General features: G+C 73.7%; 14 protein-coding genes. 7 read left to right on the top strand and 7 right to left on the bottom strand.

Features of this window, described 5'->3' with window-relative positions:
- Window positions 1-155: 155 nt before the first annotated feature.
- A complete protein-coding gene (locus tag ABD879_RS08960) occupies window positions 156-1,004 on the bottom strand; it encodes an SAM-dependent methyltransferase (RefSeq protein ID WP_345019344.1) in 849 nt (282 codons plus the stop codon).
- Between the two features lie 171 nt (window positions 1,005-1,175).
- Here ABD879_RS08960 and ABD879_RS08955 point away from each other — a divergent pair, with 171 nt between their 5' ends.
- The gene (locus ABD879_RS08955) at window positions 1,176-2,186 is read left to right on the top strand and encodes a tyrosine-type recombinase/integrase (protein ID WP_345019342.1); all 1,011 of its coding nucleotides are present in this window, start codon (window positions 1,176-1,178) and stop codon (window positions 2,184-2,186) included.
- On the opposite strand, the gene pdxR is transcribed toward ABD879_RS08955, so the two are convergent.
- Window positions 2,181-3,659 carry a MocR-like pyridoxine biosynthesis transcription factor PdxR gene (gene pdxR, locus ABD879_RS08950; RefSeq protein WP_345019340.1) on the bottom strand — a complete coding sequence of 493 codons (1,479 nt, stop codon included), beginning with the start codon at window positions 3,657-3,659 and terminating at the stop codon, window positions 2,181-2,183. The two genes, ABD879_RS08955 and pdxR, sit on opposite strands and share 6 nt — an antisense overlap.
- A 29-nt stretch (window positions 3,660-3,688) precedes the next feature.
- Here pdxR and ABD879_RS08945 point away from each other — a divergent pair, with 29 nt between their 5' ends.
- Window positions 3,689-4,522: an L-histidine N(alpha)-methyltransferase gene (locus ABD879_RS08945; RefSeq protein ID WP_345019337.1), complete on the top strand. Its 834-nt coding sequence runs from the start codon at window positions 3,689-3,691 to the stop codon at window positions 4,520-4,522.
- A gap of 253 nt (window positions 4,523-4,775) precedes the next feature.
- Window positions 4,776-6,530, top strand: a complete 1,755-nt coding sequence (locus ABD879_RS08940) for an ABC transporter ATP-binding protein (protein WP_345019446.1) — start codon at window positions 4,776-4,778, stop codon at window positions 6,528-6,530.
- Here the strand turns inward: ABD879_RS08940 and ABD879_RS08935 are convergent.
- Window positions 6,527-7,720, bottom strand: coding sequence for an amidase (locus ABD879_RS08935; protein WP_345019333.1), 1,194 nt, complete (start codon window positions 7,718-7,720; stop codon window positions 6,527-6,529). The genes ABD879_RS08940 and ABD879_RS08935 overlap by 4 nt on opposite strands.
- A 221-nt stretch (window positions 7,721-7,941) precedes the next feature.
- Between ABD879_RS08935 and ABD879_RS08930 the strand changes: the two genes are divergently transcribed.
- From ABD879_RS08930 to ABD879_RS08920, 3 genes are all read left to right on the top strand, one after another.
- The gene (locus ABD879_RS08930; protein WP_345019330.1) at window positions 7,942-8,931 is read left to right on the top strand and encodes an ATP-binding cassette domain-containing protein; all 990 of its coding nucleotides are present in this window, start codon (window positions 7,942-7,944) and stop codon (window positions 8,929-8,931) included.
- Window positions 8,931-9,770, top strand: a complete 840-nt coding sequence (locus ABD879_RS08925; protein WP_345019327.1) for an ABC transporter permease — start codon at window positions 8,931-8,933, stop codon at window positions 9,768-9,770. The genes ABD879_RS08930 and ABD879_RS08925 overlap by 1 nt, the downstream gene beginning before the upstream one ends.
- 336 nt (window positions 9,771-10,106) lie before the next feature.
- A complete protein-coding gene (locus ABD879_RS08920) occupies window positions 10,107-11,123 on the top strand; it encodes a polyprenyl synthetase family protein (RefSeq protein ID WP_345019325.1) in 1,017 nt (338 codons plus the stop codon).
- A gap of 49 nt (window positions 11,124-11,172) precedes the next feature.
- Here the strand turns inward: ABD879_RS08920 and ABD879_RS08915 are convergent, their stop codons facing one another.
- The 4 genes from ABD879_RS08915 to ABD879_RS08900 all read right to left on the bottom strand — a co-directional run bounded on the left by ABD879_RS08915 (window position 11,173) and on the right by ABD879_RS08900 (window position 13,644).
- A complete protein-coding gene (locus tag ABD879_RS08915) occupies window positions 11,173-11,679 on the bottom strand; it encodes a GNAT family N-acetyltransferase (RefSeq protein ID WP_345019323.1) in 507 nt (168 codons plus the stop codon).
- Complete coding sequence (gene rsgA / locus ABD879_RS08910) at window positions 11,676-12,725, bottom strand: ribosome small subunit-dependent GTPase A (protein WP_345019321.1); 1,050 nt, start codon at window positions 12,723-12,725, stop codon at window positions 11,676-11,678. Before rsgA ends, ABD879_RS08915 begins: the two co-directional genes overlap by 4 nt.
- A 379-nt stretch (window positions 12,726-13,104) precedes the next feature.
- Window positions 13,105-13,329, bottom strand: a complete 225-nt coding sequence (locus tag ABD879_RS08905) for a hypothetical protein (protein ID WP_345019318.1) — start codon at window positions 13,327-13,329, stop codon at window positions 13,105-13,107.
- A 6-nt stretch (window positions 13,330-13,335) separates the two neighbouring features.
- Entirely contained in the window at window positions 13,336-13,644 is a 309-nt protein-coding gene (locus tag ABD879_RS08900) for a hypothetical protein (protein WP_345019315.1), read from the bottom strand.
- Between the two features lie 162 nt (window positions 13,645-13,806).
- Here ABD879_RS08900 and ABD879_RS08895 point away from each other — a divergent pair.
- A partial coding sequence (locus ABD879_RS08895) for a helix-turn-helix transcriptional regulator (protein WP_345019312.1) occupies window positions 13,807-14,104 on the top strand: 298 nt, incomplete at its 3' end.

Here is a 14,104-nt window from a genome sequence, read left to right as displayed (position 1 = left end):
AAAATCGGAGAGATGGGGGATACTGCAAAACTTACGGCCGTTGACCCGGCGACTTGAATACGGTCGAGTTCCGACGGGACGGCGGTCGGGTTCGCTTCGTTCGATCGCGGTCCCTCGCCGTGATCGCGAGCGCCGTCGCCCCGGAGGGCACCTGCTCAGGTCCGCTTGCGCAGGACGCCTCCGTATTCGTACACCTTCGGGTTGAGCTTGGACGCGCCTTCGTAGTGGGCGATCTCGGCGGGCACCGGGGGCAGGGGAGGCTGCACGTCCATGGGACGCCACTGCGCCAGGTTCACCAGTCCCGGCTCCACCGGGTCCAGGTCGGACAGCAACCGGTCCACCTCCTCGGGGGTGCGGGTCTGCCAGGGGATGCCCGCGGCGGTGACGCGTTCGGTCATCAGCGCCCCCTCCGCCGGGTCCTCGCACACCACCTGCGAGAACGTGAGGTGGCTGCCGGGGACGGCCCGGTCGATGATCGTGGTGAGGATGCGCCGCGGGTCGAACTCGTCCGGCAGGTGGTGGCCGACCGACAGGAACAGCACCCCGACGGGCTCGTCGAAGTCGATGAGCCGCTGCACGTCCGGGTGCTGGAGGATCTCCTCCTGGTCGCGCATGTCGGCGGTGATCACGGTGGTGAGGTCGTTGTCGGCCAGCAGGGCGCGGCCGTGCACCAGCACGATCGGGTCGATGTCCACGTACACGACGCGGGCCTCGGGGGCGATGCTCTGCGCGACCTGGTGCACGTTGTTGTCGGTGGGCAGCCCGCAGCCCATGTCGATGAACTGCCGGATTCCGGCCTCGAGGGTCAGGTAGCGGACGGCGCGGTAGAGGAAGAGCCGGTTCTGCCGGGTGATGTCGAGGCCGGCCGGGAATTGCTCCAGTTGAGCCTTGATGAACTGCCGGTCGACTTCGTAGTTGTCCTTGCCGCCGAGCAGCCACCCGTACGCCCGCGCCGAGGTCGGCACGTCGCTCGGGATGTCGGGCGGAATCCACTCTTCAGCCACTGCACACTCCGTTTTGGGCATCGCGGGGCTCGAATGTCTGGCAGAGACGGTACTCCCTTTGAGGGAAAATTGTGATCTTGTGGTGCGATTCCGGTGTGCTGTAGGCCACTGTCCCGGGCCCGGCAGGTGATGCGCGGCGCCGGGAAGGGCACGGCGTTAGGGTGGGCGTCCGTGGAGGAGCTGGCGATCACCGTTGCGGGGGCCCGGGAGCCCGCCGTGGTGGACGCGGGACGCAATCCGTTCCTGGTGTACGTGGCGTCGTTGGAGAGTCCGCGGTCGCGGCGGGCGATGAGCGCGTGCCTGCACAGGCTGGCGGCGCTGTTCCACACCGCTTCGGGACGCGATCCCGGCCCCTCGCCCGCCGAGACGTTCCCGTGGGCGATGCTGCGGGCCGAGCACACCGCGGCGCTGCGGTCGCTGATCGCCGCGCAGACCACGCCCGGGCCGGACGGCGAGGAGCGTCCGTGGTCGCCCGCCTACCGCAACCAGCACCTGTCGGCGTTGCGCGGCGTGCTGCACACGGCGTGGCGGCTGGGGGAGATGTCCACCGACGACTACCAGCGGGCCAAGGCCGTCAAGAACTTCCGGGGGTCGCGGCTGCCCGCCGGGCGCAGCGTGCACGCCACCGAGTTCGCCGCGCTGCTGAAGGTGTGCGCCGACGATCCGTCTCCGGCGGGGCGGCGGGACGCGGCGCTGCTGGCCGTCCTCTACACCACGGGTGCGCGGCGCGCCGAGGTGGCGGCGATGCGCCGCGAGCACTACGACCCGGGCGAGCGGTCGCTGCGCATCGTCGGCAAGGGCGACAAGGAGCGGATGGAGTACGTGCACGAGGGCGCGGCGGTGCTGCTCGGCGCGTGGCTGGCGCTCAGCGAGCGCCCGAAGGGGCCGATGTTCACGCCCGTGCACAAGTCGGGGGCGATCCAGCATCGGGCGATGACGGACGCGGCCGTGCGCAACGCGGTCGTCAAGCGGCGGCGGGAGGCGGGGCTGCCGCCGATGACGCCGCACGACTTCCGCCGCACGTTCATCGGCGACCTGCTGGACCAGGGCGTCGATCTGGCGACCGTGCAGCAGCTGGTCGGGCACGCGTCGCCGGCGACGACGGCCCGCTACGACCGCAGGCCCGAGCGGCGGCGGCGCAGCGCGGTCGACCGGCTGGTGTTCCCGGCCGGGGTGTCATAGCCGGCGCAGTTCCTCGCCGATGACGGCGATGCCCTCGGCGATGTCGGTCGGGGTGCTGGCGGCGTGGCCGAGGACGAGCCCGGGCCGGTGCGGCCGCTGGGCGTGCCAGGACAGCGGCTGGGTCTTCACGCCGCGGGCCAGCGCCGCCGCGGCCAGGGCCACGTCGGACAACGCGCCGTCGAAGGTCATCGTCAGATGCAGGCCCGCGGCGGCGCCGTGCACGGAGGCGTCCGGCAGGTGCGCGGCGATCGCCCGGATCATGGCGTCGCGGCGCTTGCGGTGGCGCCGGCGCAGGTAGCGCAGGTGGCGTTCCATGTCGCCGGACTGCATGAGCCGCGCCAGCACCAGCTGCGGCAGCGCGGCGTTGCCCAGGTCGGTGAAGCGTTTGGCGTCCACGATGGCGTCGCGGTATCGGGGCGGTGCGAGCAGCCAGCCGATGCGCAGCGCCGGCGCCAGCAGCTTGGACACGGTTCCGGCGTAGAAGACGCGCTCGGGCAGCATGGCGCGCACGGCGGCGACGGGCGGGTGGTCGTAGCGGTGCTCGGCGTCGTAGTCGTCCTCGACGATCAGCCCTCCGCCGGCGGCCCACCGCATGAGCGCGCGTCGCCGCTCCCCGCCGAGCACCATGCCCATCGGGAACTGGTGGGCCGGGGTGAGCAGGACGGACGGCGCGTCGCCCAGCTCGTCCACCCGCAGGCCCTCGGAGTCGACGGGTACGGGCGGCGTGTCCATGCCCCAGTGGTGCAGGTGCATGCGCGCCCCCAGCGACCCGGGGTCCTCGACGGCCATGGTGGTGATGCCGTCGTTGCGCAGCACCTGGGCGACGAGCCCCATCGCCTGGGCGGTGCCCGCGACGATGATGACCTCGTCCGGATCGACCTTGATGCCGCGGTTGGGGGCCAGCCAGGCGGCGACGGCGCGGCGCAGCGCGGGTGTTCCGCGCGGGTCGCCGTAGCCGAGGCCGGCCGCCGGGAGTTCGCCGATGACGGCGCGTTCGGCGCGCAGCCACGCCGACCGGGGGAACGCGGCCAGGTCGGGCAGGCCGGGGGACAGGTCGATGCGGGCGGGTGAGCTGCGCAGGGCGTCGAAGACGTCGGCGCGGGGTTCGGGGCCGAACACGGCGGTCCTGCGCGGGGCGGCGGACGGCCGCGGTGCGGCCGGCTGGGACGTCGACACCGGGGCCGCGACGACGATCGTGCCCGCGCGGCCGCGTCCGGCGACGTGGCCGTCCTCGCCGAGCCGCCGGTAGGCCTCGGTGACCACGCCGCGCGACACGCCCAGCTGCGCGGCGAGCACGCGGGTGGCGGGGAGCCTGCTGCCGATCGGCAGCCGTCCGTCGGCGATGGCGTGCCGCAGCCGCCGGGCCAGCCAGTCCGACAGCCCGCCCGGCGGCGCGTCCCGCACGTCCAGTTGCAGGAAGTCCGCACCGCACGTTATGGACCGGTCATTATGGTCGCTATTGGACCTGTGCATTGGGCCATATTGCCAGCAGGGTGACAGACATGAACACCGACATCCTCCCGGGCAGAAGCTACGTCCACGGATATTCCGAACACGAGACGCGCAGGCTCGGCGACCAGGCCGAGACGCTGGCGGCGCTGCTGCACTCCGGCACCGCCTACCCGGACGGCAGCCGGGTGCTCGAGGTGGGGTGCGGCGTCGGCGCGCAGACGGTGCACCTGGTGGCCAACAGCCCGGGCGCGCACTTCGTGGCGGTCGACGTGTCGGAGGACTCGCTGCGGCGGGCGCGCGCCCGCGTCGCCGCCGAACGGCCCGGCGCCCACGTCGAGTGGCACCGCGCCGACCTGTTCGACCTGCCGTTCCCCGACGCGGCGTTCGACCATGTCTTCGTGTGCTTCGTCCTGGAGCACCTGCGGGACCCGGCCCGGGCGCTGGCCGGGTTGCGCCGCGTCCTGGCCCCGGGCGGCACGATCACGGTGATCGAGGGGGACCACGGTTCGGCGATCTTCCATCCGGACAGCCGCTACGCGCAGGCGACGATCGAGTGCCTGGTCCGCCTGCAGGCCGCCGCGGGCGGGGACGCCCTGGTGGGGCGGCGGTTGCAGCCGCTGCTGTTCGAGGCCGGGTACATGCAGGTCGCGGTCGGCCCGCGTACCGTGTACGCCGACCGGACCCGTCCCGCGCTGGTGGAGGGCTTCACCCGCAACACCTTCATCGCGATGGTCGAGTCGGTGCGGGACGACGCGCTGGCCGCCGGTCTGATCACGGCGCCCGAATGGGACCGCGGCATCGCCGACCTGCGCCGCACCGCCGACCCCAACGGCACGTTCCACTACACCTACTTCAAGGGCGTCGCCGTCAACCCGCGCCGGTAGGGCGCCGCTCGCGCCGCGCGGACCGGGGCGCGACGGGGGCGGCGCCGAGCCGGGCACCGCCCCCTGCTCCAACCGTTCACCGGGTTCGCGCCTGCGCGCAGGCCGCTACATACGCCGGTCATCCATGCGCGAACGGTGGCGCGGCCCCAGGGCGAAATCCCTTTGCCCATGATCGAACAGCTGTGCTGCAATCGCCGCCGTGACCCTTGCGAGCGATCAGCAGGACGAGGAGCACCGGGCGTTCAGGACGCGCATGCGCATCCTGTGGTCGTTCGCCCGCCCGCACACCGGCACGCTCGCGCTGGGACTGCTGCTGGCGCTGCTGAGCTCGGCGCTCGGGCTGGCCACGCCGATGGTCACCAAGTGGGTGCTCGACGCGCTGGACGAGTCGGCGTCGCTGACCGGTCCCGTCCTGACCCTGCTGGGCCTGTTCGCGATCAGCTGCCTGGTGGGGTACTGGCAGTGGGTCCTGATGGGCACGCTGGGCGAACGCGTGGTGCTGGAGGCCCGCGAGTCCATGGTGCGGCGCCTGCTGCGCGCCACCGTGCCCGCCGTCACCCGCCGCGCTCCGGGCGAGCTGGTCACCCGGGTCACCTCCGACACCGTGCTGCTGCGCGAGGCCGCCGCCGACGCGGTGGTCGGGCTGATCAACGGGACGGTGATGCTGGTCGGCACGCTGGTGCTGATGGCGGTGCTCGACCCGGTGCTGCTGGCCGCCACCGTGACGGCGGTCGTGCTGGTCGGCGCCGTGTACGGGGCGCTGATGCCGGGCATCGCCAACGCGCAGGAGCGCGCCCAGGACGACCTCGGACGGCTCGGCGGTGTGCTGGAGGGCATGCTGCGCGCCATCCGCACCGTGAAGGTGAGCCGCGCCGAGCACCGCACCGCGGAGCGGATCGTGGCCGACGCCCGTTCGTCGGCCGCGTTCGGGATGCGGGCGATCCGCCGGCAGGCGCTGGCCTGGACGATCTCCTGGTCGGGCGTGCAGATCGCGATCATCGTGATCCTGCCCCTGGGGGCGTGGCGCGCGGCCGAGGGGCAGCTGCCGCTGTCGAGTCTGGTCGCGTTCCTGCTGTACGCGTTCGGGCTGCTGGACCCGATCATGGAGTTGAGCCAGAACGCCTCCGATCTGCAGGAGGGGCTCGTCGCCGCCGAACGCATCCGCCAGGTCGACGAGCTGGAGGTCGAGCCCGACCCCGCGCCGCGGCCCGCGGCCGTCCGCGACCGCACCGCCCGTGACGACGGAGCCGAGCGGCCCGTGCTGGAGCTGCGCAACGTCACCGCCGCCTACGGACCGGACGCCGCCCCGGCCGTGCGCGGGATCGATCTGGTGATCCCGCGCCGCGGGCACGTCGCGATCGTCGGTCCGTCGGGCGCGGGCAAGACGACGCTGTTCTCCCTCATCCTGCGGTTCCTGGAGCCGCAGGGCGGCGAGATGCTGCTGGACGGCCGTCCGTACCGCGACCTCACCCATGACGAGATCCGGTCCCGGCTGGCCTACGTGGAGCAGGACACCCCGATCGTGCCGGGCACCATCCGCGACAACCTGCTGTTCTCCCATCCCGAGGCGTCCGAGGAGGAGATCGGGCAGGTGCTGGCGGCGGTCCGGCTCGACGGCAAGGTCGAGAGCCTGCCGGGCGGCCTGGACACGCCGCTGTCGGGCACGACCGTCTCGGGCGGGGAGCGCCAGCGCATCGCGCTGGCCCGGGCGCTGCTGCGCACGCCGGACGTGCTGCTGCTGGACGAGGCGACCGCGCAGCTCGACGGGCTCACCGAGGCCGCCGTCCACGACTGCGTCCGGGCACGCGCGGACTCGGGGGCCGTGGTGACGATCGCGCACCGGCTGTCGACCGTGATCGACGCCGACACCATCGTGGTGCTGGAGGACGGCCGCGTCCGCGCCCGGGGCAGCCACGAGGAGCTGCTGGCCGCCGACGCGCTGTACCGGGAGCTGGTGGAGGCGCTGCGCATCGCCGACCGCGCCCCCTCCGGCTCGGGCGTCGGCTAGGAGCGGGCCCGGGCCGGTGCGGGCGGCGGTCCGGGGGCCAGGACGGGCCAGGGCGCGTGCCGCTCCACGGCGGCGGCCAGGCGCAGCAGGGTCGCCTCGCGGCCGTGCGGCGCGACGGCCTGCAGGCCCACGGGGGTGCCGTCGCGGGCGAGGCCGGCGGGGATGCTGATCGCGGGGTGGCCGGTGACGTTGAATCCCCAGGTGAGGCTGACGCTCATGGCCGTGCCGGGCCCGGCGTGCCCGTGCGCGGGGATCGGCGTCGTCGGGGTCAGCAGCACGTCGGCCTGGTCGAACACCTCGCGCAGGCGGGCGTCGTTGGCCGAACGCAGCCGCGCGGCGGCCGAGGGGGAGGGCCGTTCCCGCATCTCCCGCCACGCGGGTTCGGGGTCCAGCAGCCGGACGGGGGCGGGCCGCCAGGTGATCGCGCCCGCGTCGTTCAGCCGGTCGGCGGCGGCGCGGGCGACGGCGGCCTGCTCGGGATCGACGGCGGCGAACCCCAGGGGCGTCGACCAGGCGGCGCGCAGCCCGGCCGGAAGGTCGTCGATGGTGAACGGCTCGTCCAGCAGCACCGACAGATGGAGGGCGGCGTCGCGGGCGGTGCGGACGGCAGCGCCCAGTGCCGCCAGCCCCGAGGGGTCGCGGGTGGGCAGGCGCGCGTTGGTGGGTTTGAGCGCGAGGACTCCGCACCAGGCGGCGGGGATGCGCAGGGAGCCGGCTCCGTCGCTTCCGGTGGCCAGCGGCACGATGCCCGCGGCCACCGCCGCGGCGGACCCGGCCGACGAGCCGCCGGGGGTGCGGTCGGGCCGCCAGGGGTTGAGGGTGGGGCCGCGGTCGGTGTGCCCCCAGGTCTGCCAGTCGGTGCTCGGCCGGGGCACCGACGTCAGTCCCACCACGACGCAGCCCTCGCGGCGCAGCCGTTCGGTCTGCGGCGCCTGGATCCGCTGCCAGGCCTTGACCGCGATCGGCACGCCCGCCAGCCGCGGCCGCTCCCCGCGCGCCACCGCCCGGTCCACCGCCCGCGCGGCGGCCAGCGCCTGGTCGGGCCACACGTCACGGAACGCCCGCAACCGCGGATCGATCTCGCGCACCCGCGCCAACGCGGCGGCCGCCATCTCGACCGCGGACACCTCGCGCCGGGTCACCATGTCCGCCACCGCCGTCGCGTCCAGTGCCGCCAGGCCGTCGTCCATGCCGCCCCTGCCTTCACTTGCGGCCCCGCCCCCGGGACGCGATCGCTGTCGAGTTCGGTGAGTCCGACAGACTACGCGCGCCCGCCGACGGTGGCGACGCCGATACCGGGCGTGCAGGCCGGCTCCCTGCGGACGGTGCCCGCCCACCCAGTTGCGTACGCCGTACCCGGTTGCCTACCCTCAAGACATTCATGCGTACGGCGTACCCAGTTGGAGGGGTGATGGAAGAGCCGATCGTCGTGGCCGAAGGGCTGCACAAACGCTTCGGCACGACACAGGCGTTGCGCGGCCTGGACCTGACCGTCCCGGCGGGCACGGTGTGCGGGGTGCTCGGCCCCAACGGGGCGGGCAAGACGACGCTGATCAGAATCCTGGCGACGCTGGCGGCCCCGGACGCGGGCCGGGCCCGCATCGCCGGGCACGACGTCGTGCGCGAGGCCGACCGGGTGCGGGCGCGCATCGGGCTGGCCGGGCAGTACGCCGCCGTCGACGAGAAGATGACCGGCCGCGGCAACCTGCGCATGTTCGCCCGCCTGTACCACCTGCCGCGCCGCGAGGCGCACCGGCGGGCCGACGAACTGCTGGAGCGGTTCGGCCTGGCCGAGGCCGCCGACCGGCAGGTCGGCGGATACTCCGGCGGCATGCGCCGCCGACTGGACCTGATCACCTGCCTGATCCTGCGCCCGGCGGTGCTGTTCCTGGACGAGCCGACCACCGGCCTGGACCCGCGCAGCCGCGGCGAGATCTGGGACGCCATCCGGCGGCTGGTCGCCGACGGCACCACCGTCCTGCTGACCACGCAGTACCTGGACGAGGCCGACCAGCTCGCCGACGACATCGCCGTCGTCGACCACGGCCGCGTCATCGCCACCGGCACGCCCGACGCCCTCAAGGCCCGGCTCGGCGACCGGCTCGACGTCGTCCTGCAGGACCGGGCGCAGCTGGAGCACGGCGCGTCGGTGCTGGCCGGGCTCACCGGAGCCGAACCGGCCGTCGACGCCGAACACGCGCGCCTCGGCGTCGCCCTGCCCGGCGACACCGTGCGCCTGGCCGACGTGGTGCGCGAACTCGACCGCGCCGGGGTCGCCGCCGCCGATGTCAGCCTGCGCCGCCCGACGTTGGACGAGGTGTTCCTCAGCCTCACCGGCCGCCCCGCCACCGAGCAGCCCGACCACGCCGACGAGACCGCACCCGTGAAGGAGGCGGTGTGATGACCGCTGCGCCCATGCCCGCCCCGCCCGCGTCCCTGGCCGGGCGGCTGCGCTGGACCGCCGCCGACGCCTCCGTGCTGGTCGGCCGGGAGCTGAGCAAGCTGCGCCAGGAACCCGGCCAGCTTCTCACCGCACTGATCTTCCCGGGGATCATGGTGCTGCTGTTCGGCTACGTGTTCGGCAGCGCCATCCAGGTGCCCGGCGGCGACTACCGCGAGTACCTGATGCCCGGCCTGTTCTCCATGATCACCTTCAGTGCGGTGCTGGCCCTGATGCTGCAGGTCGCCACCGACGCCTCCCACGGTGTCATGGACCGGTTCCGCTCGATGCCGATGGCGCGTTCCGCGGTGCCGCTCGGGCAGGTCGGCGCGGACACGCTGGTCAGCGGGCTGCTCGCGCTGCTGATCATGGTGGGTGCCGGGCTGCTGGTCGGCTGGCGCCCGCACAACGGGCCGGTCGCCACCGCCGAGGCGTTCGCCCTGCTGCTGCTGATCCGGTTCGCGCTGAGCTGGGTGGGCTGCTACCTGGGCCTGCTGGTGGGCGACGAGCGGACCGCCGACAACTTCGTGCCGCTGTCGCTGCCGGTGTCGATGCTGTCCAACTCGTTCGTCCCCACCGACGGGATGCCCGCCTGGCTGCGCGTGGTGGCCGAATGGAACCCCGTCAGCGCGATGACCGCGGCCTCCCGCGACCTGTTCGGCAACCCCGGCGCGCCCACCGGGGACGACCTGCCGCTGCCGCTGGCCCACCCGGTCGCGGCGGTGCTGGTGTGGTCGGCGGTGCTGCTGGCGGTGTTCGTGCCGCTGACGATCCGCGCCTACCAGCGGCGCGGCCGCTGAACGCCCCGTCCCCGCCGGGCCGCTCACGCGCGGTCCGGCGGGGCGGCCACCGGTGCGGATCAGCAGATCGGCCGGGGGCGGCCCGGTCTCCTGCCGCAGCCGCTCGGCAGGCCGCTGCGTCATGCGCTCTCCAGAGTGCCGCGAACCGTGGTGACTCGATTGCGTAACGCAGCCTAGGGGCCGCCCCGGCACCCGCCATGTATCCCGACGGCGGTATCGGCGTCGATTGGGCGACAGTGACACGGCCAGTGAACGGAAGGGCTGACCAGCGCACCGGACGGGTATCGCCAGCCTCGTGCCCCCAGCAGCCCGATGCCCGCTGGCTGCCCTTTTCCCTTGGAGACCATCGTGAACCACCATGTCGTGCGATCGGCCGGGTCGGCGGTCCGGGAGCCTCACGAGTGGAGTCCGGAGGAGGTCGACGCGGCGCTGCGGGATGCCTTCGCCGAACGCCGGCCCGCCACCGTCGACGGCCTCGGCCGCGTCCAGCGCTACGCGCGGATCCCGCCCGGAAAGCCGGTGCGTCCGCTGCTGACGGTCTGGTCGGCCCTGGCGGTCGGCGGCCGCCTGGACCACGTGCTGCCCGTGGCCGTCGGCAGCGAGGCCGCGCACACCGCCGGCCTCGTGCACGACGGCGACGGTATCCGCCGCTCCAGGCCCGCCGTCCCCCTCGCCCTCGGCGCCGAACCGGCCGTCATCGCGGGCAACGCGCTGCTCATCGAGTTCCTCGGGGCGCTCGTCCGCGTCGCCGACCGCGGCGTGCCGCCGCAGGCCGTGCTGGAGACGATGCGGATCGCCGCCGAGGCCGGAGCCGCCGCCCGCCGCGGCGCCTACGACGAGCTCGCGCTGGCCGGTCGGCTCGACTGCCCGGTCGAGACGTACCTGGCCATGGCGCACGGCAAGACCGCCGTGTTCACCCGCGCCGCATGCGAGTCCGGGGCGGTGCTCGGCGGCGCCGACCCCGAGCAGGCCGCCGCCCTGGCCGCCTTCGGCGAACGGTACGGCATGGCCTTCCAGATCCGCGACGACATGCTCGCCCACCGCACCGGCGACGCCGCGTCCAAGAACGGCAGGCCCGCCGTCAGCGACCTGCGCAACCGGCGCCCCACCCTCCCGCTCCTGCTGGCCTACCAGCGCGGCAACGGCCAGCAGCGCCGCACGCTGCGCCGCGCACTCACCCGGCGCGCCCCGTCCCTGCAGCAGGTGCACCAGATCCTGCACGACACCGGCGCACTGGCCCGCGCCCGCCACATGGCCGACCAGTACTGGATCCGAGCCCGCCAAGCCCTGGACCGGCTGCCGCAAAGCCGGGCCCGCGCCGAACTGGCCGCCATGCCCCTACCCGCCCCGTAGCACGGGCAGGGCGACGGCCCGGCCGCCGTTCGGCCGGGCCGTCTCGAACTCACACCCCGAACGGCGCCGGATACCGGACGACGCCCCGCGGCACCTCGGCCCCCTCGTTCAGGACCAGCGCCATCAGCGCCTCGTCCGGCACCTCGAACGACACCCCGATGCCGAACCGGGACGCCCGCGTGAACCCGAACCTCGGGTAGTACTCCGGATGCCCCAGCACGATCACCAGCCGTTCGCCCGCCCGCTCGGCGGCGCGCAACGCGGCGGCCGTGACCGCCTCGCCCACGCCCCGGCGCTGGAACGCGGGCAGCACGGCGACCGGCGCCAACGCCAGCGCGGGCACCTCACCCACGTGGCACCGCGTCAGCAGTGCGTACCCGACGACCCGGCCGCCGGGCTCTTCGGCCACCCACGCCAGACCGGGCAGCCACGCCGCGTCCCGCCGCAGGGCGTCGACCAGATCGGCCTCCTCGGCGGTGGGGAACGCCGCCTGCAGCACCCGCCGCACGTCGGCGACGTCCTGGGAGGTCTCGGGCCGCGTCGTCCAGGCGCTCACCGCTTCCTCCCCTCGTGCTTGTACTTCTGCCGCAGCGACCTGCTGATCGCCCTGTACCGGTTCTCGCGTTCGGCGCGCAGACGCGCGTCGCTGCGCGAGGCGATCCACTCGTTCTCGCGCAGCAGCTTGCGGTAGCTGTCGAGGCGGCGGCGCGTCAGCACACCGTCCTCGACCGCCGCCAGCACGGCGCACCCCGGCTCGGCGTGGTGCCCGCAGTCGGCGAACCGGCAGTCGGCGGCCAGTTCCTCGATGTCGGCGAACGTCTGCTCCAGCCCGTCCGCCGCGTCCCACAGGCCGACGCCGCGCAGCCCCGGCGTGTCGATGAGCACGCCGCCTCCCGGCAGCGGCAGCAGCTCGCGGTGCACGGTGGTGTGCCGCCCCTTGCCGTCCGAGGCGCGCACGGCACCGGTGGCGAGCCGCTCCTCGCCCAGCAGGGCGTTGCCGAGCGTGGACTTGCCCGCACCGGACGGCCCGATCAGCACCACCGTCCCGGTGAGCAGCGCGGCGAACGCGTCCACGCCGAACCCGGTGGCGGCGCTGACGGCCACCACGTCCACCCCGGGCGCGGCCGCCGCGACCTCCGCCTCGATCTCGGCCGTGTCACCGACCTGGTCGGCCTTGGTGAGCACGACGACGGGACGGGCGCCGCTCTCCCAGGCCAGCGCGAGCATCCGCTCCAGCCGCCCAAGATCCACCGGGACGGCCAGCGACACGGTCACCGCGACCGTGTCGACGTTGGCGGCGAGCACCTGCCCCTGCGAGCGGCCGGACGCCGACGACCGCACGATCGCCGTACGACGCGGCAGCAGATGCGTGACCACCGGCCGGTCACCGGGCCGCAGCACGGCCCAGTCACCCGTGCACGGCCCGTTCACCCGCGAGGTGTCGGCGCGCACGGGCCCGTGCTCGGTGACGAGATCACAACGCCCGCGGTCGACGCGGACGATACGGGCCGGCGCCAGCCCTTCGGCACGGTACGCCGCGAAGGCGTCATCGAAGTACTCGTCCCAACCGTAGACGGCAAGGACGTCAGAAGACTCGAACAATGGAATGGAACCCCATGTGTCAGGGGGCCGCCCGGCGCGCGGAAGAGCGTCAGCCGGCGACCCGGGAAATGTGGTCGGCCTCGGAGTCGCGCGCAGCGACAACCGCCGCGACGGCCATGGACCACACCTCCCTTCGGTTCCAGCGCCCTACTCTAACGCCCCGTCTCGGAACACGCCTCCCAATTCCCCCAATACCGCCCCTTCTCTCCGCAACCCAGACGGGCCGGCCGCCACACCCACCACGCTCGCCAAGGATGCGAAGCACCGCGCGCGGCACGCCCTCCGCGCCGCGCCCACCCACCCCACCTTCCTGCCGGACGGGGCCACGGACCGCCTCGACGACGCATCACCCGACCGGACCGGCCCAGCCTCCGTGCCCTCAAGCGCTGTGGCTGGGACCGGTGAGGCGGTGCGTGTGGTACTGGCTTTGCGCCGTGTCCACTGCGAACCACAGCGACGTGGGGTCACGCCGCACGATCGTCACGTCCCGCCCCCGCAAGGCGGTCCAAGTGGAGGTGCGCGCGTCGTAGAGGAACGCCCAGTGCGGATACGCCCGACGCAGTCGCCACAGGATGGTCATGGCGTCGGGCGCGCGGTTCTCCACCGCATCTCACCGTCCGCTCGAGTCCCCGACGGCCAGCACGCGCACCACCGCCCGTGCGGCGAGCTCGGGGGTGCTGGTGAGGGTGATCCGCTCACCCCACGACCACATGAACCATGTCTCACCCGGCTTGTCGCCGGGCTGCACGGTGATGTCCTCGGCGAACCGCCCCGCCGCCACTGGGTTGTTGACGTGCAGGAACGCCCGCCCGCGCCACGGCCGGTGCAGCCGGACGTAGAACTCCGGCGCCACCTCCCGAAGCGCCAGACGAAGCCCCTCCAGGTGCCGCACCTCGTCCGGCTCCGCGTCCACGGCCATCCGATCTCCTCTCTCGCAGCCGACGATTCACGCAGAGTGACGACCTGAGGGATCGACGTGGAGAGCGTCTGCCGTCTCATCATTCGATACGGCGACCGCCCACTAGGCATTTGCTGGGCATTTCGCGGAGAGGCCGGACGCCACCGAAGCACCCATCACACAATGAGTGAGACATTGATCACTGTCGGCAAGGGGGTAATGGTGCGACGGGTCCCGCAGCCTCGGCCGGGCTTGATCACCGCCCGTAAGCGATTCGGCCTCTCCCAGGAGCAGGCCGCCGAACGGGTGGGCGTGTCGTCCTCCACCTGGGCGCGCTGGGAGCAGGGCAAGGTGGATCCCCACGCGAGCCAGCGAGCGCGCATCGCTCTGGCCTTCGCCGCCACGCTCGACCAAGTCGCGTCCTGGCTAGATGTTCTGTCCCGACAGGTTGGTGACGCGGCTGGCGGGTGGGAGGCCGCCG

It is taken from the genome of Actinomadura keratinilytica (assembly GCF_039539665.1).
Taxonomy (GTDB): Bacteria; Actinomycetota; Actinomycetes; order Streptosporangiales; family Streptosporangiaceae; genus Spirillospora; species Spirillospora keratinilytica.
This window is presented reverse-complemented; position numbering and strand designations above follow the sequence as displayed.

Excerpts from the sequence above, each read along its gene's own strand:
- pdxR (WP_345019340.1), bottom strand. The coding sequence starts at position 3,659 with ATGCACAGGTCCAATAGCGACCATAATGACCGGTCCATAACGTGCGGT.
- ABD879_RS08945 (WP_345019337.1), top strand. The coding sequence starts at position 3,689 with ATGAACACCGACATCCTCCCGGGCAGAAGCTACGTCCACGGATATTCC.
- ABD879_RS08940 (WP_345019446.1), top strand. The coding sequence starts at position 4,776 with ATGCGCATCCTGTGGTCGTTCGCCCGCCCGCACACCGGCACGCTCGCG.
- ABD879_RS08935 (WP_345019333.1), bottom strand. The coding sequence starts at position 7,720 with ATGGACGACGGCCTGGCGGCACTGGACGCGACGGCGGTGGCGGACATG.
- ABD879_RS08930 (WP_345019330.1), top strand. The coding sequence starts at position 7,942 with ATGGAAGAGCCGATCGTCGTGGCCGAAGGGCTGCACAAACGCTTCGGC.
- ABD879_RS08925 (WP_345019327.1), top strand. The coding sequence starts at position 8,931 with ATGACCGCTGCGCCCATGCCCGCCCCGCCCGCGTCCCTGGCCGGGCGG.
- ABD879_RS08900 (WP_345019315.1), bottom strand. The coding sequence starts at position 13,644 with ATGGCCGTGGACGCGGAGCCGGACGAGGTGCGGCACCTGGAGGGGCTT.